The organism is Halobacteriovoraceae bacterium, assembly GCA_020635115.1.
GTDB lineage: Bacteria > Bdellovibrionota > Bacteriovoracia > Bacteriovoracales > Bacteriovoracaceae > JACKAK01.
The window spans coordinates 400,377-421,250 of sequence record JACKAK010000004.1 but is presented as its reverse complement, the minus strand read 5'-3'; the positions used below and the strand labels follow the sequence as shown (position 1 = coordinate 421,250).

The 20,874-nt window shown below is 32.3% G+C and carries 20 protein-coding genes; 6 read left to right on the top strand and 14 right to left on the bottom strand.

Annotated elements, in window-relative coordinates; translation table 11 throughout:
- Window positions 1–2: 2 nt before the first annotated feature.
- From H6622_08645 to H6622_08630, 4 genes are all read right to left on the bottom strand, one after another.
- Window positions 3–308 carry an antibiotic biosynthesis monooxygenase gene (locus H6622_08645; protein ID MCB9061575.1) on the bottom strand — a complete coding sequence of 102 codons (306 nt, stop codon included), beginning with the start codon at window positions 306–308 and terminating at the stop codon, window positions 3–5.
- A 92-nt stretch (window positions 309–400) separates the two neighbouring features.
- A complete protein-coding gene (locus H6622_08640) occupies window positions 401–1,423 on the bottom strand; it encodes a YHYH protein (protein MCB9061574.1) in 1,023 nt (340 codons plus the stop codon).
- Window positions 1,424–1,589: 166 nt separating this feature from the next.
- Window positions 1,590–2,015, bottom strand: a complete 426-nt coding sequence (locus H6622_08635) for a hypothetical protein (protein MCB9061573.1) — start codon at window positions 2,013–2,015, stop codon at window positions 1,590–1,592.
- Window positions 2,016–2,041: 26 nt separating this feature from the next.
- The gene (locus H6622_08630) at window positions 2,042–2,446 is read right to left on the bottom strand and encodes a DoxX family protein (protein MCB9061572.1); all 405 of its coding nucleotides are present in this window, start codon (window positions 2,444–2,446) and stop codon (window positions 2,042–2,044) included.
- Window positions 2,447–2,968: 522 nt separating this feature from the next.
- On the opposite strand from H6622_08630, the gene H6622_08625 reads away from it, so the two are divergent.
- Complete coding sequence (locus H6622_08625) at window positions 2,969–5,146, top strand: OsmC domain/YcaO domain-containing protein (GenBank protein MCB9061571.1); 2,178 nt, start codon at window positions 2,969–2,971, stop codon at window positions 5,144–5,146.
- Between the two features lie 8 nt (window positions 5,147–5,154).
- Here the strand turns inward: H6622_08625 and H6622_08620 are convergent, their stop codons facing one another.
- Window positions 5,155–5,682 carry a CBS domain-containing protein gene (locus H6622_08620; GenBank protein MCB9061570.1) on the bottom strand — a complete coding sequence of 176 codons (528 nt, stop codon included), beginning with the start codon at window positions 5,680–5,682 and terminating at the stop codon, window positions 5,155–5,157.
- A 416-nt stretch (window positions 5,683–6,098) separates the two neighbouring features.
- Here H6622_08620 and H6622_08615 point away from each other — a divergent pair, with 416 nt between their 5' ends.
- Window positions 6,099–6,689, top strand: a complete 591-nt coding sequence (locus tag H6622_08615) for a transporter substrate-binding domain-containing protein (GenBank protein MCB9061569.1) — start codon at window positions 6,099–6,101, stop codon at window positions 6,687–6,689.
- Here the strand turns inward: H6622_08615 and H6622_08610 are convergent.
- Window positions 6,686–7,945: a DUF2252 family protein gene (locus H6622_08610; protein ID MCB9061568.1), complete on the bottom strand. Its 1,260-nt coding sequence runs from the start codon at window positions 7,943–7,945 to the stop codon at window positions 6,686–6,688. The genes H6622_08615 and H6622_08610 overlap by 4 nt on opposite strands.
- Window positions 7,946–8,207: 262 nt before the next feature.
- On the opposite strand from H6622_08610, the gene H6622_08605 reads away from it, so the two are divergent.
- Complete coding sequence (locus H6622_08605) at window positions 8,208–9,665, top strand: MFS transporter (protein MCB9061567.1); 1,458 nt, start codon at window positions 8,208–8,210, stop codon at window positions 9,663–9,665.
- 127 nt (window positions 9,666–9,792) lie between these two features.
- Window positions 9,793–11,769, top strand: a complete 1,977-nt coding sequence (locus H6622_08600) for a response regulator (GenBank protein ID MCB9061566.1) — start codon at window positions 9,793–9,795, stop codon at window positions 11,767–11,769.
- Here the strand turns inward: H6622_08600 and H6622_08595 are convergent.
- The 7 genes from H6622_08595 to trxA all read right to left on the bottom strand — a co-directional run bounded on the left by H6622_08595 (window position 11,766) and on the right by trxA (window position 17,631).
- Window positions 11,766–12,770 carry a succinylglutamate desuccinylase/aspartoacylase family protein gene (locus H6622_08595; GenBank protein ID MCB9061565.1) on the bottom strand — a complete coding sequence of 335 codons (1,005 nt, stop codon included), beginning with the start codon at window positions 12,768–12,770 and terminating at the stop codon, window positions 11,766–11,768. The genes H6622_08600 and H6622_08595 overlap by 4 nt on opposite strands.
- Window positions 12,771–13,664, bottom strand: a complete 894-nt coding sequence (rimK, locus tag H6622_08590; protein MCB9061564.1) for a 30S ribosomal protein S6--L-glutamate ligase — start codon at window positions 13,662–13,664, stop codon at window positions 12,771–12,773. It lies immediately after the preceding gene.
- A 107-nt stretch (window positions 13,665–13,771) separates the two neighbouring features.
- A complete protein-coding gene (locus H6622_08585) occupies window positions 13,772–14,740 on the bottom strand; it encodes a deoxyhypusine synthase family protein (protein ID MCB9061563.1) in 969 nt (322 codons plus the stop codon).
- A gap of 9 nt (window positions 14,741–14,749) precedes the next feature.
- Entirely contained in the window at window positions 14,750–15,802 is a 1,053-nt protein-coding gene (locus H6622_08580; protein MCB9061562.1) for a branched-chain amino acid aminotransferase, read from the bottom strand.
- A gap of 260 nt (window positions 15,803–16,062) precedes the next feature.
- Window positions 16,063–16,584: a YeeE/YedE family protein gene (locus H6622_08575; GenBank protein ID MCB9061561.1), complete on the bottom strand. Its 522-nt coding sequence runs from the start codon at window positions 16,582–16,584 to the stop codon at window positions 16,063–16,065.
- Complete coding sequence (locus H6622_08570) at window positions 16,584–17,114, bottom strand: YeeE/YedE family protein (protein MCB9061560.1); 531 nt, start codon at window positions 17,112–17,114, stop codon at window positions 16,584–16,586. The genes H6622_08575 and H6622_08570 overlap by 1 nt, the downstream gene beginning before the upstream one ends.
- Before the next feature lie 91 nt (window positions 17,115–17,205).
- Window positions 17,206–17,631, bottom strand: a complete 426-nt coding sequence (gene trxA / locus H6622_08565) for a thioredoxin (protein ID MCB9061559.1) — start codon at window positions 17,629–17,631, stop codon at window positions 17,206–17,208.
- 315 nt (window positions 17,632–17,946) lie between these two features.
- On the opposite strand from trxA, the gene H6622_08560 reads away from it, so the two are divergent.
- Window positions 17,947–19,122: a hypothetical protein gene (locus H6622_08560; GenBank protein ID MCB9061558.1), complete on the top strand. Its 1,176-nt coding sequence runs from the start codon at window positions 17,947–17,949 to the stop codon at window positions 19,120–19,122.
- 28 nt (window positions 19,123–19,150) lie between these two features.
- On the opposite strand, the gene H6622_08555 is transcribed toward H6622_08560, so the two are convergent.
- Entirely contained in the window at window positions 19,151–19,777 is a 627-nt protein-coding gene (locus H6622_08555; GenBank protein MCB9061557.1) for a hypothetical protein, read from the bottom strand.
- A gap of 124 nt (window positions 19,778–19,901) precedes the next feature.
- On the opposite strand from H6622_08555, the gene H6622_08550 reads away from it, so the two are divergent.
- Entirely contained in the window at window positions 19,902–20,837 is a 936-nt protein-coding gene (locus tag H6622_08550; protein ID MCB9061556.1) for a hypothetical protein, read from the top strand.
- Window positions 20,838–20,874: the final 37 nt, after the last annotated feature.

The window sequence follows — 20,874 nt, the reverse complement described above, 5'->3', positions numbered from 1 at the left end:
AGCTATTCTTCTAAAATCACATCATAAAACCCAAAACGAGGTGGCCCAAGGATGATTCCCTCTGGAGTTCTATTTTTATGGGCCATTTTAAACTGTTCACTTTTAGTCCAAGACCAAAACTCTTCAGAAGAATTCCAAGTTGAATGTGAAATATACTCTCTTTTCCCTTCTTTGATCTCCCCTTTCAAAAGTTTGAAACTAATAAATCCATCCATTTCCTTTAAAAAACGATCTCTTTTCGACCAAACTTCTTCAAATTCTTGAATTCTTTCTTCATTTACTGTGAAGGTATTCATTGCAATAAACATAAGTATCCTTGGAAAAATCTCTTTTTTTATAACTAATATTATCTTTAAAAAATCTAAGTATTTTGTATCAAATTTTATATATACTTTTTTAATTAATGTCTGTGTTCAGGTCTACAGATGACTTTTCCTCCTGGAGTATCGGAACATGCTCCATTTAGATGTTCACCTCTTCTTCCTGTAAAACTACATCTATCTGTCTTACTTTTTCCTTTACACGCCTTAAGTGCTTTTATAGGAACCCTCATTGGTAAGTCTTTTTCATTTTTTGAAATATTATGACGGTCTCTACGAAAACTTTCATCTGGAGTTCCTCTAAAGCATCGAGGAATAACTGGAAAATCTTTTGTCAAAAAATAGGAATACTTTCCATTTACAACGACTCCATTACACTCATCTAAATCTCCTTTAGATTTTTGAAAAGTATAATCAGCGACAAAAGTACCATCATAAGTTCCACCAATAGGTCTTGTTCCGTTCTTTAGAACATAACTTGATTTAAGTTCTTTTCCTTCTTTTCCATATATTGCATAAATGGGATGGCCATCGGCCGCAAATCCTACAAGTGGAGATTCTTTTCCAGATTCTACTCCAAGCTTTTTAAGTAGATTTGTTGGAAGGCCATGATAATGATAGGCCCCTGTAGGTTGGACGTGGGCATGATTTTCATCAACTCCCAAAGTAATCGCGCCGGATAAGGCCTCATATTGCCATTTGGAATTTCTTATACCTTGAAACCATTCAGCAGCACCGGGATCAAAAGGAACTCCATTAACAGCAACACCAAAATCAAAGGCCATCTCGAGTGGTACAATATTATTATTATATTTTGGTTTTAAAGGTACTCTATAAATATGTTTCTGTTTTAAGATCGCATTAGGATTTCCAGGATTTGGAAATTTTCCCACTTTATGGGATGGGACTCCATTAGATTTGATAATGCGAAATTCACCTTGTATCTCAATCCTAACTTCATTCGATTCCGAAAGGTCTTTATTGGCCTCAACTAATGTAGCTCCCTTTGATTGAACAATAGAGTGTTTGCGTAACCGAATTTGTCCATATATTGAAGTCGATAAATATATAAAGTTAAAAATGATCAATATTTTGAGTTTCAATTTATACCTTGTGTCATGCTAAGAAAAATAATTAACTTTTGTATATATTTTCAAATAGGTTATTTTTTTGCAAGTAAAAGAAATAATACATCATTTCAAATACATTGAATCATATCCTATTATTCCTTGAGCAGTTGGAAAAACGAGAGCAGTAAATCAAATATTATCAGTTTTGGTATTCCCAAGAAATGTGATTATTTTTTAGAACATTTTCTATTTTTTTAACATCAAGACAATTAATCTCAATTTTGTTCCCTTCAAAGTCTAAAATATAAAAAGAAACAAATAGATGATGATGAATTATCTCAATTTTTTCATGACATGAAAATTTATTATACAATTCTAAAAAATTCTCAGATGATACACAGAATGCTGGTAAACAAGTATTTTTAAATTCTTTTAAATCTGCACGTCGATTGAATATTGATAACGCAGTTTTTCCGCCATCACCTGATATAAATAAGGGCCCGTCTTTTTCTCCTAATTTTTCAATATCGTCTATGATTTTAAAATCTAATTTATCTATATACCATTTAGCTAATTCATACTTCTTCTCGGCAACGAGATGGATATGTTGTAATGAAATACTCAAAGTTCCTCCATTTTTACATTGGAAAACTAATCCCAATTACTTTTTCTTGATAGAGCTAGCTTCCCTCCTCCTAAAAAAAATAATGCAACTGAAGCAAATAAATATATACCAATTAATTCAATGGCCCATCCTCCATTTTTTGAAAGAGAAAATAAATCTCCAATATGAACAAGATATATGGCAACAAGACAGTTGAAGGCAAAAATGAGACAGGCCAATTTGGTTCTAAATCCAACGATAATGGCCAGAGGTGCTAGAATTTCACCAATATAAACTCCATAAGCAAAAAAATGAGGAAGTCCTTTTGAAACGACTAGTCCTTCTATAAAAGAAATTCCAAACTTTGCCTTTGCAATTCCATGCAGCAGCATAAGGAACCCAATTGTTAAACGTAAAATGAGTATTCCAATATCATGTTTTTTAAAAAGCATAGATCCCTCTTCCCCTAACTGTAAATATTAACCTATAAAACACTATCCTAGACAAACTGATTTTTAAAATGATTTTTTATTAAAAATCTTTTTAACAAGATCTATGAAATCATAGATTTAAGCAGGAATGTTTTGAATCCTAATTGAGTGTTTATATTATCGTCTATTTTTTTTACGGCCTTGTAATGTTTTCAGAATAAAACAAAGCAATAAGAAACAGTGGTACATTTCCTATGAATTTCAACAACCAAAAAAGGAGCTTGAAATATGAACAGAATTGTAGCTGTTATTGTTTTGATTTTAGCAATTAACTTCTTCTATGAAATTTCGTTAGTAGTTGAAGAAAATCCAATTAATCTTTCTCAAATAACGTCTGTTAATAATTAGATTCTTGGCCCAATCTACATAAAAGATTAGGACATTCATTTTTTTATAAATATCAATTATTTATTTTATATTTTTTTACATCTTTAACACATTCTCACTTACATCATGAATTATTAGTGTTAAAAACGCCGCATTATGCAAATATTAGTTCGATACCTAGATAATCTAAAAGTTGAAGCATTATTTGATGACTTCAGTATAATTGCAGATCAACCTATCAGATATAAAGGAGATGGTTCAGCACCAGGTCCGTTTGATTATTTTTTGGCCTCATCTGCTTTATGTGCTGCTTATTTTGTAAAAGTTTATTGTAAGGCCAGAGATATCTCGACTGATGATATCCGCATTACTCAAGATAATATTATAGATCCAGAAAATCGTTACAAACAGACATTTAATATAAATGTAGAACTACCTGAGACAATTTCACAGAAAGATCGAGAAGGAATTGTTAAGTCTATTGATCGATGTACAGTCAAAAAAACAATTCAACAATGCCCTGATTTTGAAATAAGTGTAAAAACAATTTTAGGAAAAGATACAAATCCAGTTTTTGACGAGTTTTTAAATAGTGACACTCGAACAGTTCTTATTGGAAAGGATTGTTCTTTGGAAGAAACAATCCAAACTATGACCAAATCTTTGTATGATCTGGGCATAAAAATAGAAATTTCTTCCTGGAGAAATCCTGTTCCTCACGTATGGTCAGTCCATATTCGAGATGCTGATTCTCCTATTTGCTTTTCAAATGGGAAGGGCCCTTCTAAAGAAGCTGCATTATGCTCAGCTCTGGGAGAGTTTTTTGAAAGGCTTACAAATAATTATTTCTATGCAGACTATTTCTTAGGTCAAGAGATTGCCAAAGAGAAATTTGTCCATTACCCAAGTGAAAAATGGTTCCCAATTGTTGATTCTAAAAAGTTCCCTAAGGGATTAATGGATGTGAATTTAATACAAACGTATTCAATGGATGGAGATTTAACGCCTAATCATCTTATCGATACAAATTCAGGAAATTCTGACAGAGGAATTTGTGCACTCCCTTATATTAGGCAATCAGATGGAGAAACAGTCTATATTCCTGTCAATTTGATTGGAAATTTATTTGTTAGCAATGGGATGAGTGCTGGAAATACAAAGTACGAAGCTAGAGTTCAATGTCTTTCTGAAATCTTTGAACGAGCTGTGAAAAATCAAATTATTTTAGATGAAATTACACTACCAGATGTCCCAAAAGAAGTTTTGCAAAAATACCCTCATATCGTAGAAGGAATACAGGGTTTAGAGAAACATGGTTATCCTATCCTTGTCAAAGATGCTTCCTTAGGAGGCCTATTTCCTGTTATGTGTGTCGCGCTTATGAATCCACACACAGGAGGAGTTTTTGTTTCATTTGGTTCTCATCCTAATTTTGAGGTGGCCCTCGAGCGAAGTCTCACTGAGCTCATGCAAGGAAGAAGTTTTGAGGGATTAAATGATGTACCTCCTCCTACATTTAACGAAAATGCGATAACCGAGCATAACAATATTATTGATCATTTCATTGATTCTACGGGTGTAGTTTCTTGGAAGTTTTTCTCTAATCAAAGCGACTATGAATTTGTAAATTGGGACTTTTCTGGTTCTACAGAAGAAGAGTTTTACCAACTGATGAATATTCTTAAGGACCTCGAAAAAGAAGTATATATTGCTGATTATAATGATTTTGGAGTGGATACTTGTCGAATTCTCGTTCCCGATTTTTCTGAAATTTACCAACCTGAAGACCTTATCTGGGATAACAATAATTTGGCCCTTAACTTTCGAGAAGATATCCTAAATATCCACCAGCTAACAGATGGTCAGCTAGTTGAGTTGGTAGAAAAACTTGAAGCTTGTCAAAATGATGATTTCATGGAGGTTTCTGAGCTGATAGGAATTGCTTTCGATGATAACTCTCCTTGGGGTGATTTAGTTTTAGGTGAACTTAAAGCGCTCATTTATCTTGCACTAAAGGATTACGAACAAGCAAAGATTTACGTAGAACAATTTTTTACTTTTAACGAAAGTTCAGCACAGAGGAAGAAGTATTTTCAATTAATAAATGTTTTTCTAGATATTGAATTGAATGAACTTGAAATCGCGCACTATTATCCAAATTTAAAGCGGATGTATGGAGAGGAACTGTACAGTATAGCAAAGCAGACCATGGATGGAGCAATCCGATTCTTTGGACTATGTAAAACAGACTTAAATTTCGGTAACCTTGATAAGCAACAGCGGCTAATCAAAAGTTACCGTAAGATTAAATCAGTAAGAGAAAATAAAATCTAAATGTTCTCTTAAGCGCTTTCGCGTTTTGATTCTCCCCTATAGGGTTCACCGGTCATGTTTGTTATTTCATCTGGAAAATAATCCAAGATCCAGCTCATTACATCTTTAATTGAAACCATACTTATAGGAACATCACTACTATCAACAATGGGAATATGTCGATAACCACCTACATGCATATTATTTAAGATATAAGCGATTTCATCTTCTTTTCGAAGAGATTGAGGATCTACTGTCATAAATTCTAAAGCTTTTTTAGTTTTCCAATCCTCATGTTTTCCTAAAACTTTCATTAATAGATCTCTTTCAGTAAGAATGCCTGAGAGAACTTTGTTTTTAGTTAAGACAACTGAACCAATGTGTTTTTTTTGCATAACAGGTACAATCTCTCCAAGTAAGGTGTTCTCATCAAAGGCTATAACAGGTGGTGTGGTTATTTCTTTGATTTTGTTAATAAAAATCTCAGAAGATAAACAAGTTCCATCTCGATCTTGTTCCTTAGCTATTTGCTCTTCCTCTTCAATATCATACTCCATTGTTCCTCCCAGAAATCATTAAAGATTGATTCACATATTATGCAGGAGGGACAAAAAAATCACAAGAATCTAAACCATAATTAATATTAAGAATAGACCTGCAAAGCTCTACTTATCTTAAGTATTTGGTTCATTTTCTTTATTTTGAGATATATTCTCTCCAATCGATCAAGAAAGTTAAGACCAAATAATTCAATAGTTTGTAACAAAAAACAAAAGTTTACCAAAATATTGTTTGAGAAAATTAAACTCTCAAACAAAACTAAATATGTTAGATTAATAAAAAAATATCCCGAAATTAATTCAAATCAATAGAGGAAATATTTTATAAAATTTTTAGTTTATTGCTTGGATTGTTTTATTTTTTTAACTCATATTCTCAGGAAGTACAATTAGGGACTTTTACCATACCATTAATGGTTGAATCAGAAACTAAAGGCAAGTTTATAGAACTTTCAAATGAAATAGCAAAAAGATCGGGGTTTACATTTAAATTTGATATTTCTTCTCCTAAAAGGACTGTTACAAACTTTGCAGAGAAAAAATCACAATGTTTTTTTCCGGCTCTTGATGTCGTTTTACCAGGGCCAGTTGAAAAATCGGAAACAGTTTATATGAAGAGAGATTTCATATACATGAAGGCACCCCTAAAAGTTATAAAACTAAATGATTTGGAAGGGAAAAAAGTAGGTTTAACTTTAGGATACCCATATTCGAGCACACTAACTTCAAACACTAAAATCAACTTTGATTTCGCTCCATCAGATGAACTGAATGTCAAAAAACTAAAAAGTGGGAGAATGGATTATTTCATTGTTGAAGAAAAATCTGGAAATACTGCCGTTTCAAGCTTTGGTGATGGCCAGATTAAATATGATCCCTCAAGTCCAATATCTCAACAAGATGTGTATTATGCCTGTCATGATGCTGCTATTGCTCTTAAAATTTCAAACGCAATCAAAGAAATGAAGGCAGATGGTTTTTTAAGCAAAATCTTTAGCAACTAGATATTTTTGGATTGCCAAAAACGTTTTTTCGTAAGTTCAGAACAGAACCTTGCAATTGAACTAATTTTTTCGACTCCAAATTCTTCAATTGCTACAATATAACTTTCGATATTACCGTTGAGAGATTGTCTGTGGATCTTTCCAAGCATATAAAACTCATCAGATACAATATCAATAAGATCTTTATTTTTAAATTTTGTTAGGTTGATTTTCTTATTTCCTTCCCAACGTGGCCGGAAATAAAAATTCTGATTATTTACAGATATACTTCCAAAAAAAGGATTATTTTCAAAATGCTCTAAACGAAGAGTGAGATCTATTCTATATAATGGATTTAAGATAGTATTTGTAATAAATTCTGCACCAGAAGGACCTATGGCCTTAAATTCTATAATTTGTAATTTATCCATTTGAAAATCATTTGGTGTTTTTTGATTTATTTCTACTAAAAATCTATAGCGATAGAGACCACCTGATCCACCAGATTTATTGATATACTTTAAACTATCATAAATTTTTATTTTACTTTCAAAGATGATTTCAATTGCATCTTTAAAACTTTGATCTTCGTTGTCTGCAAGACTTTCAACTTCTCCATCAATTATTGAACGAATAAGCTCATTGTTTTTAAACTCATCTAATGCTGCAGACCTACCCATTTTAGAAGACTTTTTTAAAATCTTCCTAATTTTTTGTGAATATTTCCTTGGCGAATTTTTTAATCCCTTTACATAGGAATAGAACATGGAACTAAACACTTCCTCATTGAGATCATTTGTATAAAGATATAAACTTGCTAAAAGCCTCACATAATCGAGATAAATTGGAATTAATCCGCTATCATCTGGATCATTCATTGTAAAGGCCCCATCACCTTTGATACCAATTATAGTTCCAAAGTTTTCAACATGAGGGTCTCCTGTTGCTAGGGCAACAAAATTATTGAGTAAAAATAAGTCATCCCGATTTAAGAGATATTTTTTAGCAAAGTTAACATAATAATCGGCCACGAAGCTTCTAAAAAAATAAAATGGATTTTGAATCAAATCAATTTTTTTATTTAAGAATTCTTTGTCTAGATGTGGATAAAGTTCGATAATTTGTTCTCTTACTGATTTATGATCATCTGAAATCGTGTTTGAAGATAATTTCTTCTTATTCATAGGACATTGACTTTGAGCTTTCAATTCTATGCCTAAAGCTTGTTGAAAAAAAATAATGGAAGAGATAATTAAAATTTTTTTTAAAATATTCATAGTTAACAACTTGCTTAGTTCTTTATATTCCTTGAAGACAAAATCAATGCATAGAACCCGTTAACTACACTAATTGTCTCCTTTTTTCAAAATATAATTTATTTTAAAAAAAATTGTACATAACTTCTTGAAAACATGCATACAACAAATTGTATATATTACTTCTTTTAAATTCTTTACAGCATAAATAATGTACGTAGAGTGAACAAATCTTTTATGGTACTTAAGACTTTTTAATAATGTATTAAAAAGAGACGGTTATATGTGGAATAAATTAAATAAATCAATGATGGTATGCCAAATGTCGTTTGGTCTTTCTTACTACGGTGTAATGGCAATTTTAACCCGTTTTTTCTTGGAAAAATTAAACTATAGTGAAGAAAATACAATGATGATAGTAGGATCTTTTTCTGCGATTGCACCTTTGTTTGCCATTGTAGGCGGTCTAATTTCAGATAAACTATTAGGAAACTTCCGCTCTTTGAGCTTATCTTTTTTCGGTTTTACAATTGGTTATATTCTTCTTCTTTTAGGAGCAAATACACCTAATGTGATGCTTTGCCTTTTAGGCATAGCGCTAGTTAGTTATTCACGTGGTCTTATGTTGCCAAATTATCCAGGACTATTTAAAAATACATTTGACACAACAGAACAGTTTGAAGATGCCTACCCTGTGAATTACTCTGTCAATAATCTCGGAGCTTTTTTAGGACTATACTTATTTCCATTATTACTTATTGTGATAGGTTTTAAAGGTGGTTTCGTACTTTCAAGTATAATGGCCGTCATTGCTTTTTCTTTGCTTAAATATTTAAGAAATTCATTCAAACAAATCGGATCTGAATTGGATAAAAATCCTGTTGGTCTAAAAAACTGGACAATTTTTGTGTTCATAACCATATCATTAATTGGTCTAGTTTATTTTATGTTTTCTAATATGAATGCAGGTAAAAATATAGTGTATGTTTTGGGTTCTTCTGCAATTTTATACTTCCTTGCACTCATGGTTAAAGTTAACTATTCTGAAAGACTAAAGATGTGCACAATTCTTATAATGGTTTTTCTATCAACCATCTTTTTCATCTATTACGCTCAAATGATGACTTCTATGAATTTAGTGGCCATTAAAGTTATGCGTGGCGATCTATTCGGTTTTATACCGATTGCACCTGAAGGCTCGATGTCTATGAATCCATTATGGTGTATTATTGCAGGACCTGTAATTGCCTTTTTTACAACATTTCTTGAGCGTAAAAATATTCATTTGCAAACAGCTACAAAAGTTTCATTTTCCTTCGTTCTCACTTTTTTTGCATTTGGATTATTAACCTTCGCTGTAAAAAACATTGAAACTGACCTTAGTCTTAGTCCTGAGGTTTTTTTAATTATTCATTTTTTTCAAGCATTTGCTGAAGTTATTGTCGGTTCTTTGGTCGTCGTATTTATTTTATCAGTAGCGCCAAAAAATATTGAAAACTTTTCAGTCTCTCTATTTCATGTATCTATGGCCCTAAGTGGGATGATCGGAGCTCAACTTTCAACTTCGATTGCACTTAATAAAAATCAAGAATTATCACAAGAAATCATTCAAAAATCCTATGGAAATTTCTTTGGCGAGCTAACATTCTACGCTTTAATTATGGTTGGGGTTGCTTTAGTTTCAACATATTTTATTAAAAAAATTCTTGCTCAAGCAGAAAAGAAATCCAAAATTGCCTAGATTTATTTAAAAAGCATACCTCATTTTCATATCCTTGACCAATACACTCAGGTTTCTTTCTGACTTACGATTCTTAATTTTCATAAAGTATATTAAAAAAATACTTCAAAATAACCGACATGACCCTATGGCAAAAAAGATCGAGACTAAATTTCCTATAATAGAAGATGTTAAAAATTTACAAAATTTTGTAAAAAATCTACCTTTTGCTATTTGCATTTTTGATAAAAATATCAATCATATTGCGTGTAGTGATCAATGGTTAATCGAATTTGGTCTGGAAGGGCAAGATATAATTGGAAGAAATCACTACGAAGTCTTTCCAAATCTTCCCGAAGAATTTAAACAAATTCATCAAAACGCTCTTAAAGGTTATACTGAACATGATGAACTAGATACTTTTGAAAATCTGGGTCAAACTGTCTGGATAAAAAGAACAATTTTACCTTGGAAAAACAACAATGATGAAATTTCAGGGTTTCTCCTGATTACCAAGAATGTGACAGATGAAAAAAATACTGAGTTTGAAAAAGAACGAGTTACAGAAAAGCTCAATGAAACAAATGAATATCTTGCTTTGGCCTTAGAAGGTGCAAACATAGGAATTTGGGACTGGTGGTTAGAAGATAATACTGTAAAATTTGACAAGAGATGGGGAGAGATGCTTGGAATTCCCTATGAGCATTTAAAAATGACCTTAGATACTTGGCAATCTAGGGTACATCCAGATGACCTCGAAAACTGTTTTGCAGATATAAAAAAGTATCTAGAAGGCAAGACTGATCGATATCGAAACATACATAGAATGAAACATGCAGATGGCAATTGGATATATATCTTAGATCAAGGTAAAATTTCCGAATTTGACTCGAATGGAAAACCTATTCGTTTTACAGGAACTCATATTGATATTAGTTTTCAAAAAGAACAAGAGCTGGAATTAGCACAGGCAAAAAATCAAGCAGTAAAGGCAGAAGAAGCTAAGTCAAACTTTTTAGCAAACATGAGCCATGAAATCCGAACTCCGATAAATGGAATTATTGGTATGTGCGACCTGCTCAGTGATTCAATTCAAAATGAAGAAGATAAAGAAAAACTTGATATTATTATTAATTCAGGAAATCATCTTCTAGGAGTCATTAGTGATATTTTGGATCTTTCAAAAATTGAGGCCGGAAAAATTGAGTTTGAAAATATTAATTTTGATCTCAGAAAACAAATTCGTGAAATGACTCTCATACTTGATCATCAAGCAAAAGAGAGAGGAATTTCTTTTAAAACTCAAATAGATGAAAACACGCCTGCCTATTTAAATGGTGATGAATTAAGAGTCAAACAAATTCTTCTCAATTTTTTAAGTAATGCAATTAAATTTTCTCATCTTAATCAAGTTATATTGATATCAGTTGAAGCACTAAAAACCTCTGCGAAAGAAGTAAAACTAAAAATTAGTGTTACAGATAAAGGAATTGGATTAGATGCAGATCAAAAGAAAAAACTTTTTAATATATTTACACAAGCTGACTCCAGTACGACCAGAAGATTTGGAGGAACAGGACTAGGACTTAACATCTCAATGCAATTGGCACAATTAATGGGGGGAAATATCGAAGTTGAAAGTGAACCAAATATTGGTTCTACTTTTAGTTTAATTATTGATTTGAAAGTTGGTAAAGAAGAAAAAACAGCGACCAATGAAATAGAACATGAAAAACTCTACGAAACTTACCCACATAATATTTTACTTGCTGAAGATAATACAATTAATCAAAAAATTGTTATCAAAATGTTATCAAAACTAGGATATAAGTGTGACATTGCTAGAAATGGTGTCGAGGCCCTAAAACTGTATAAAAAAAATAACTACTCTTTAGTTTTTATGGACATGCAAATGCCCATAATGGATGGAATACAAGCAACAAAACAAATCATAGAGTATGATAAAAATGCACTTATTGTCGCGTTAACTGCTAATGCATTTGTTGAAGACAAAAATACATGTTTTCAGGCCGGGATGAAAGATTATTTAGCAAAGCCTATCAAAACAATCGATTTAATAAATGTCATTGCTAAAGTTAGTGTTAAAAAAAATATATCAGCTTAAAATTCAAAATCAAAATAATCAAAGAATTCTTCATCACCATCAGTATCTTGAACATTCAGGAAACCAACATTATATAAAGCATCACCAGACATAATCAAAGATGATTTACTCATACCCAAGATAACTCCGTCATGTTCCATACGGATTTTGGTAATGAGTTCACCAGTAATACGTCTTAGCTCCCCTACGACTTCATCTTTTTTAACAACTTTTCCGTTAACGGGTTTACTGATTAAAAGGCCACCTTCTCTAGCTCTAATCCATCTTGTTTTACGAATTATAACCTTATTATCAAAATATTTTATTCCACCTTTTATCATTTCAAGATGGGCCAGAACACTTTTTATTAAATTGACACCATATTTGGTTATTGTTTCATCAATCCGTAGACCCTCTCCACCCTCAAATACAATACAAGGGCGATTGAGATCACTTATTGCTTCTCTGAGTGAACCGTCACGTAGAGAGCTATTAACAACGAGGGGAATACTTATACTACTTATTAATTTCTCAATGCCTACAGTTTTTAAGTCACAACGAATTTGGGGAACATTGAATCTTCCCGTTCCTCCTGAGTGAAGGTCAATAAATACATCACCATATTTTATAATTCTTTGAAAAATAAAATGAGCAAATCTAGAGCCAAAACTTCCTTTTGTCGTTCCAGGAAAACATCTGTTGAGATCTTTACGATCAGGTAGATATCTTTGTTTATTTAAGAATCCGTAAATATTAACTGTAGGAATGACAATAAGTGTACCTTTTTTAAGCTTGAGTTTATTATTAATAATCGATTGGGCAATTCTAAGACCATTTATTTCATCGCCATGAGTACAAGCTGTCACTACAACACATGGAGATATTTCTTGACTGGCCCGATAAACATATATCGGAGCACTCACTTTTTGAAGGCCATAAAAAGAAGGAAAGAAAACAAATTTGGTAACACCGATCCCTATTTCAAAATCATTTAAATCAAGTTCAAATCCATCTTCCTTCAATTAGATATCCTTTTTAATTTTTTTGTAATTAAGTTCTATGAACTTTATCACATCATGAGCGACATTTTTTTTAGTTGCTCCCTCAATTCCTTCAAGCCCTGGAGAAGAATTCACCTCTAATACCTTAGGGCCACTTGCTGAACGAATTAAATCAACTCCGGCCACATTTAATTTCATGGCCTTCGCTGCATTTATGGCTATTTTTCTTTCCAAGGGTGATATCTTTACTGGTAAACCCTTAGCTCCACGATGAATATTTGATCTAAACTCTCCCTCTTTTGCTTGCCTCATCATTGAAGTAACAACTTTATCCCCAACAATAAAACATCGTATATCTGATCCATTCGCATCATGGATAAATTCTTGAACTAAAAAATTTGCATTAAGTTCTCTGAAAGCATCAATTAAACTCTCTGAGGCCTTAACTGTTTCGGCCAAGACAACCCCTCTTCCTTGCGAGCCTTCTAGGAGTTTAACTACTGTGGGTGCCCCACCAACTAGCTTAATAAGCATATCAGTCTGTTCAGTATTTTTTGCAAAACTAGATTTTGGTAGAGGAACATTTTTTTGTGAGAGAATTTGTAGAGAACGCAATTTATCACGAGATCTTAAAATCGCATTTGATGAATTTGCACAGTAAACGCCCATCATCTCAAACTGTCTTACAATTGCAACCCCGTAAATGGTTATGCTGGCGCCGATTCTGGGTAAAATAGCATCAAAATTATTGAGCTTCCTTCTTTTGTAATAGACCATGGGTGCGCCAGTCGAAACTTCCATATAACATTGTGTTGGATCAATAACTTCTACTTCATGCCCTAAGAGTTTAGCTTCTTCAACTAAACGTTTAGTGGAGTAGAGAGTTTTATTATGAGACAATATTAAAATCTTCACTTACTTTCCTTACATTAATAAGACTATAAACCCTACTTCTACCAACAAAAGTAGAGTTTATTTTGAACTATATCTTTTCAAAATGCATTAATGTTTTACAAAAAATATTACTTTTCTAGCACGTAAGCAAAAATAAGAGGGGCAACGATACTTGCATCAGACTCGATAATATACCGGGGAGTTTCGATTCCCAATTTACCCCAAGTAATTTTTTCGTTTGGCACTGCTCCAGAGTAAGATCCAAAGCTCGTTGTCGAGTCTGATATTTGACAAAAGTAAGACCATAGCGGAATATCTTCTTCCTCCATATCTTGAGAAAGCATTGGTACAACACAGATTGGGAAGTCTCCAGCAATCCCACCACCAATTTGAAAAAAACCAACTCCATTTTTTCCGCAATTTTCACGATACCAGTTTGCAAGCCAAACCATATATTCAATTCCGCTCTTAACTAACGAGGCAGAAAGCTCACCTTTTAAACAATAGCTTGCAAAAATATTTCCAATCGTTGAGTCTTCCCATCCAGGAACGATGATTGGTAAATTTTTCTGGGCAGCAGCAAGCATCCAAGAGTTATTTGGATCACCTTCATAATGCTGTTCGAGTTCGCCGCTTAAAAGCATTTTATACATAAATTCATGGGGAAAGAATCGCTCATTTTCTTTGGTTGCTTTATTCCAATGCTGAAGCAAATGACGTTGTAATTTCCTAAAGGCTTCTTCTTCTGGAATACAAGTATCTGTGACTCGATTAAAACCTTCTTCAAGAAGTGCTTGTTCATCTTCTGGAGATAAATCTCGGTATCCAGGAATTCTCTTATAAGAATTATGGGCAACAAGATTCATAATATCTTCTTCAAGATTTGCTCCTGTACATGAAATTATTGACACCTTATCTTCTCTAATCATTTGTGCCAACGAAATACCTAATTCTGCAGTACTCATAGCTCCGGCCAGAGTGATCATCATTGGTTTTCCACTCTCAACATGAACTTTATAGCTCTTGGCAGCATCTAATAGAGAGGCCGCATTAAAGTGTTTGAAGTTTTTTTCTATAAAATCAGAAATTGGTCTCATAGGGTTTCCTTAAATAAATCTAATCCAGTTTTCACTCAAAGGATTGCGGTTAAGCTGACAATCTATAAGAGTTTGATAAAGTTTGTCTATAATACTTCCAGAATTAAAGCTATATGTATCCACTTCACCTGTGATTCCGGTCTCAACACCTAGTTTTGAAATAGGTGCAATAGTTGCTGCAGTTCCGCTAGCAAATAAATTTATAGTTGATGCATTTTGTAGAATTTCAATGAGAGGAATGACTCTTTCTTCGAATTCAATATTTAAATATTGAGCAATTTTTAAAATCGAATCTCGAGTAATTCCACTTAAAATTGTACCAGATAATGGCGGAGTGATAATTTTATTTTCTTTAATCATAAAGAAGTTCATTCCACCTAGTTCTTCAATATTTTTCTTAGTCATGGCATCTAGATAGAGAACCTGTTCAAAGCCTAATTTTTGAGCGTGTTTTAATCCTGGTAAACTTAATGCATAGTTTGCAGATGTTTTTGCTTCTCCTGTCCCTTTTGGGAAGGCCCTTACAAAATCTTTGTTGCAAAATATTTTTGTGCCACTTATTCCGGATTTAAAATAGGGCCCAACAATTGATCCCATGATCGCAAATCTATATTTTTCGCCTATTCCAACTTTAATAAGAGGATCATTCGCATACATTATAGGTCTAATATACAAACTGTGCCCCTTTTCACGGGGGACAATATCTTTGCATGTTTCAACGAACTTAACGATACAATCTTCAATTACATCTTCATTAATTTCTGGCATTCCCATAATTTTGGCAGATTTTTTTAATCGCTTGGCATGTGCATCAGGTCTGAAGATCCCAATTCTTCCGTCTTGTGTATAATAGGCCTTCAATCCTTCAAATATTGACTGGCCATAATGAAGGGCAGAAGTAAAACAAGACATGAGAAAGTCGGTTTGAGAGGTTAGGTTAATTTCCTCTGGTGAAGATTCCTTAAAACCAATATCAAACCACAAGCAAACTGGTACATGAACGGCACCAAATGATGGATTTTCAGGGTATTTAAACTCTTTAATCTTCTTTTCATCAATCATAATGTTTAATTTAATAACACACCTTCACTTTTGAGTATTTATTTTGCTTCATTGATTTATCTTATCTTTTTATTCTTGTAAATGTGAACTACTCACAACTAGTGCAGGCAGCTCCCAACTGGTCAACGCAGATGTATGAACTATAAAATAATTAACCTATATAGAAAAATTGATTAGAACAGCTATAAATATTTTCGAATAATTACAACTAATAAATAAATTTTTAGGTACGTATATCTTCAATTAAATAGAGATAGAGACTATATTTTTTTCTTTTCAAAGAACCAAAAAACTCCACCGATAAAAGCTAATGCAAAGACAATAACTATCCAATGATTTAGTCCAAGTGCATCAGAGAGAGTTAATTTGCCTGCTTTTCCTAAATGTAGAATGGGTTTAACTAAAGGATAGATAAATCCATACATTAATCCACCAGTGATCATTCCGCCCATACCCCAAAGAGCATCTACTCGTCCCTCTGCGAGGGCACCTGTTGCTGTACCTGGACAATAACCTAGTATCCCCCATCCAATACCAAAAACAAGACCTCCGACAACTTGCGCCCCCCAAGAAAAACCTTTGATATTGAGTGTGATAAATCCTAGATCGCTAAATAAATACAGCCCTACCATAGAGACAGCTATAGAAGAGAGCATAAATTTAAATATAGTCATATCTTTAAATTGCATCGCAGCAATTTGCCGATCATATTTAAGAACTTGACCTTTAGAAAGTAAAAAACCAAAAAATATTCCAGTGATAAATCCATAAATTAGGTTCATTACAGACCTCTTTTTTTAAGTATAATTGAAGATGTAAAAACTGCTCCTATAAAGAAGCACGGTAATGCAACGATTCCACTGAGCGCTAATTGGGCCACACCGCTAAGACCATGTCCACTTGGACATCCTCCGGCCATTCGAGCACCGATGATTAAAATGATCCCTCCGACAAATGCACCCAACGCTCTCTTCCACTTCGAATCACCATAGATTTCAGACCATTTGGACGGGACGTGAATAATTTTAAAATTGCGGGCCAAAAAAGTTGCAATCAAGGCGCCAAAGAAGATACCAAAATGAAAAAGTAACTGCCAATCAGGTAGTTTATTGGGCCCATATTTTCCTTCTTTCGTAGTGAAATATTCAAATTGATTGATATCAAGCCCAAAAATTTTACCAATTGTTGATCCTACTCTTGGAAAAGTTGTCGAGGCCCCATAAAAGTGGTGAGATATTAAGACAGAAAGGACAAGAACGACACCGGCCAAAGCTCCAGCGAGATAAGGGTTCCAACTTTCCTTTTTGAACATTTTTTACTCCTTAGTAAATATATATCTATGCTAAGTGAATAATAAATAATTGCAAGGTTAAATGTTGAAACTAAATTTCAATTAAAAATTTTCACTTAATCAGTTTACCAATCATCGATGCCTCAAGTGCACCGGCCTGTCTGCGATATTCTTTACCATTTTTAAAAACTATTGTAGCAGGTATTCCTCTAATTCCTAACTCCTGACTAAGTCTCTGGTTTTCTTCTGTATTAACTTTCAAAAATATTGCTTGCTTGTTTAAAATCGAAGCTTTTTCAAACTCTGGGCCATACATTTTGCAAGGGCCACACCAGCTGGCCCAAAAGTCAACGATGACTGGTTTTTTTGCATTGTCTAGAATACGTTGCAAATCTTGACCGTTTACCTCAGAGACTAACGAGTGCATTTTTAAGTCAGATCCACATTTTCCGCAAGTTGCACTTTTTTCTAATGCCTTGTTTGTATCGACATTGTTTAAACTTGAACAATTTGAACAGACAGTCATCGTTTTTTCCATATAAAGCTCCAATTTATGAATCTGGGATTCTAAAAAACCTAATCTTAAAGTGGCATCATTTCTAAAAATGTCAATGCTCTATCTTCTCTAGTATTTTGGTAGCATATTAAGATAAGATGACCTCACAACATCATAGAATCTGATATTGTTTACTCAATCAGAATTATTATTTTTGTAATTTTAGACATTTTCTGTAATGAGCAATCATATTAAAAAACAATGTGTTTTGCTTGGTTATAGTCATCAAATTGGAAAATAACTTTAAATATCATTTTAAAGTTGTATCTTTTCAATAAGTTTCCGATGCGTAAACAGATGAAATTTATATTTTTTATACTCTATATTTTTAAAGCTTTTGCGAATCTGACTGAAGTTAGTTCATTACCTCATTCATCTGTAATAGAAAATAATAAAAATGATTTTTTTCAATCCAATAAAGCAATTGATGCAGATCAAATAGAAATTAGGCTCAAAAAATTAGAAACCCTATCGTATGCTGATATTGAATGGCTTTATGACTATGCAAAGAACAAATCACCAGATGAGTATACTCGCAATCGCATATTAAGAAATCTCTATCTTAAACACGACAGCAATATCGTTCTACAAACATTTTTAAGTTCAAAGCAAGATGAAATTATTAAAGATGCTTGTGAAATACTGAAACAAAAGAAAATGGAAGTTGAAAATACTATTAATAGAGAAGATACTCAAGGAGTCGATCAATTTGATTTTCCAAAAGAATTTTATTTGAAAAACAAGTTAAGCAATATTGATATTGCTGAAACAGACTTTCTGGCGATCAAAGAAAAGTTTTACTGTGATGATGGAAGCAGCTTTTTTGAGGGTTTGGATAACTTGAGGGAGAAATTGTATGCATCGATCAATGACGAAGTTTCAATATCCTCTGAGAATAGAAATCTATACGATAGTTTAGAGGGCGATAAAATAAATTCAAATGAAATTGAAGATATTATTAATGACAAGAATTTAAATTTAGTAGATGAATTCATTTCAAATAAAAGTAAATGTACCTATTTAATTGATGATCTTTTTGATCTCAAAGACTTTCCCTGTGATATATCCCAAATAATAAAAGCAATGTCGAAAAATACAAATACTCTTCTTAAAGACTTAGAAATTCATCAAAAAGAGATTAAAAGATTAAATGATGTTACTGATAATAGTGTTCCTGAGACGCAGAGCAAAGAAACAGTTTCTGAAGTATTTAAAGACAAGGAATTGGATAACTCTTTTGCAGTTTATGGAACATCTATAAAAACAACATTGAAAAATCTGTCAGAAGATTGTTTTTTTATCAGTATTCTTGGAATGGAAGGAGACAAAGTTTATGGTAAAATCATCATTGAAACGCCACAAAATAGTTACACTTTTATTGTAACAAAAAGATTTCTAATAGATGCCACAAAAAACGGACTCATTGATTTAATTGAAAAGAATTCAAATAGATACTCTTATATAATAAATTAGTTGTTAGCATTTATCGAATAAAAATATATTACTCAAAAAGAAATTCAAATCGATCAAAATCATTTTTTTCAATAATAGCTTTGAGGTAAAAGCGGTAATGTTCTTTGTGTGTATTCATGTCACTAATAAGATAATAAAATTTTTCTTTAAAGACCTTATCTTTAAGATAATCATCCCATAGATTGCTTTCTAAAGATTTAGCAATATTTTTAAAAAAATCAATCTGCATATTTTTAAGTTCACTATTATGAAAAAACATGTATCCATGTTCCAAATCGTGTAAAAAGAATTCTAAACAATCCTTTTTATGCAAGATGGGGAGGAGTTTGACCTGAGAAATAAGACTAACTGGTCTAATTCCATTGCATTGAAAATTTAGGACTTCATAGGGATGTGGTATATACTCCAGTAGCTTAAAGCTCCACTTATTGGAATTCCATTTGAGCAATGAGTGAAATGCCTTCTCTTTAACTTTTTTGAAAACTATATTCTTTAAGGCAGTTTCATATTCATTATTTTTGATGAGATCTTGAAGTTTTTTGTTTGGATATTTTAACGAGTGGTACGTCGTAAAAAAGTGCACTGCCAAATCTGACGATTCAAGGCGACCTTTTTTCCATAAATCTATTGAGTCATGAATTTTATTTAGTTCCATATATAAATTTAAACATATAAATAGATTAAACTACTCATTAAGAAAAAAACATATGATTTTTGACTCATATTGAGTTAGTTCTCCATAAATAGTTTTAAACTTTATACATTGAACAGGTTTAAATATGAATCAATATTTGTATTTTTTAACGATTCCAGGAAATGAATCATTTTTAAAAAGTGAACTGGCCATTAAATATCCCAATTGGAACTTTTCATATTCAAGAAAAGGTTTTTGTACTTTTAAAAATTTTGGCGAACAATTTCCAATTGATGAATTGGCAAGAAAAGAAATTATCTATGCTACGACATATGGTGAAACGCTCAAAAGAATCAAATTATCAGAACTGAATGAAATGATAGAAAGTATTGGTGAAGAATTTCATATAAATTTCTTTCAATTAGATGAATTACAAACACTATCGCCGTGGTATGCAAACGATAAAAAACGGAACCCTAACTCTAATATCCAATTTGATTTTATAAGAACGCAATTTGATGAAATTTTTGTAGGAAAAAGGCTTTTAGACAAATGGAAATCACCGATAAACAGATCATTTCATGTATTTCGAGATGACCTTATTTCTAGGGCCTATTATAAAGCGGCCGATGCCTTTTCTCTTGTGGGAAAAATTCGGCCATCTGAAGTTTTAGAACTTGGTTGTGTGCCAGGAGGAATATCCCAGTATCTATTAGAAAATAGATTCAAGGTTTTCGGAGTCGATCCTGGAAAAATGAATGCCCAAATTTTAGAAAACAAAGACTTTCATTTTTTTAATTTATCTGTTCAAGAATATAAACAAGACAGCAATAACAACATTGAAATCTTAATTTCAGACATGAATTTAAATCCTAAATTTGTGTTAAAAGAATGTATAAGAATATCAAAATATCTTAAAAAATTGAAATGGGTATTTATTACGATTAAGACAACGAATGCATCAATGCTTGAAGATTTAGAATTATATAGATCTTTATTGAAGAAAATAGGCTGCACTGAAATTGATTTTTTACAACTCCCCTATCACCGAAAAGAATTTTTAGCTCTAGGAAAAATTTGATTAACAATAATTTTAAAATTGTAACCTGTGTATCTGA

Excerpts from the sequence above, each read along its gene's own strand:
- H6622_08645 (MCB9061575.1), bottom strand. The coding sequence starts at position 308 with ATGTTTATTGCAATGAATACCTTCACAGTAAATGAAGAAAGAATTCAA.
- H6622_08630 (MCB9061572.1), bottom strand. The coding sequence starts at position 2,446 with ATGCTTTTTAAAAAACATGATATTGGAATACTCATTTTACGTTTAACA.
- H6622_08625 (MCB9061571.1), top strand. The coding sequence starts at position 2,969 with ATGCAAATATTAGTTCGATACCTAGATAATCTAAAAGTTGAAGCATTA.
- H6622_08620 (MCB9061570.1), bottom strand. The coding sequence starts at position 5,682 with ATGGAGTATGATATTGAAGAGGAAGAGCAAATAGCTAAGGAACAAGAT.
- H6622_08615 (MCB9061569.1), top strand. The coding sequence starts at position 6,099 with ATGGTTGAATCAGAAACTAAAGGCAAGTTTATAGAACTTTCAAATGAA.
- H6622_08610 (MCB9061568.1), bottom strand. The coding sequence starts at position 7,945 with ATGAATATTTTAAAAAAAATTTTAATTATCTCTTCCATTATTTTTTTT.
- H6622_08605 (MCB9061567.1), top strand. The coding sequence starts at position 8,208 with ATGTGGAATAAATTAAATAAATCAATGATGGTATGCCAAATGTCGTTT.
- H6622_08600 (MCB9061566.1), top strand. The coding sequence starts at position 9,793 with ATGGCAAAAAAGATCGAGACTAAATTTCCTATAATAGAAGATGTTAAA.
- H6622_08585 (MCB9061563.1), bottom strand. The coding sequence starts at position 14,740 with ATGAGACCAATTTCTGATTTTATAGAAAAAAACTTCAAACACTTTAAT.
- H6622_08580 (MCB9061562.1), bottom strand. The coding sequence starts at position 15,802 with ATGATTGATGAAAAGAAGATTAAAGAGTTTAAATACCCTGAAAATCCA.
- H6622_08575 (MCB9061561.1), bottom strand. The coding sequence starts at position 16,584 with ATGAACCTAATTTATGGATTTATCACTGGAATATTTTTTGGTTTTTTA.
- H6622_08570 (MCB9061560.1), bottom strand. The coding sequence starts at position 17,114 with ATGTTCAAAAAGGAAAGTTGGAACCCTTATCTCGCTGGAGCTTTGGCC.
- trxA (MCB9061559.1), bottom strand. The coding sequence starts at position 17,631 with ATGGAAAAAACGATGACTGTCTGTTCAAATTGTTCAAGTTTAAACAAT.
- H6622_08560 (MCB9061558.1), top strand. The coding sequence starts at position 17,947 with ATGAAATTTATATTTTTTATACTCTATATTTTTAAAGCTTTTGCGAAT.
- H6622_08555 (MCB9061557.1), bottom strand. The coding sequence starts at position 19,777 with ATGGAACTAAATAAAATTCATGACTCAATAGATTTATGGAAAAAAGGT.
- H6622_08550 (MCB9061556.1), top strand. The coding sequence starts at position 19,902 with ATGAATCAATATTTGTATTTTTTAACGATTCCAGGAAATGAATCATTT.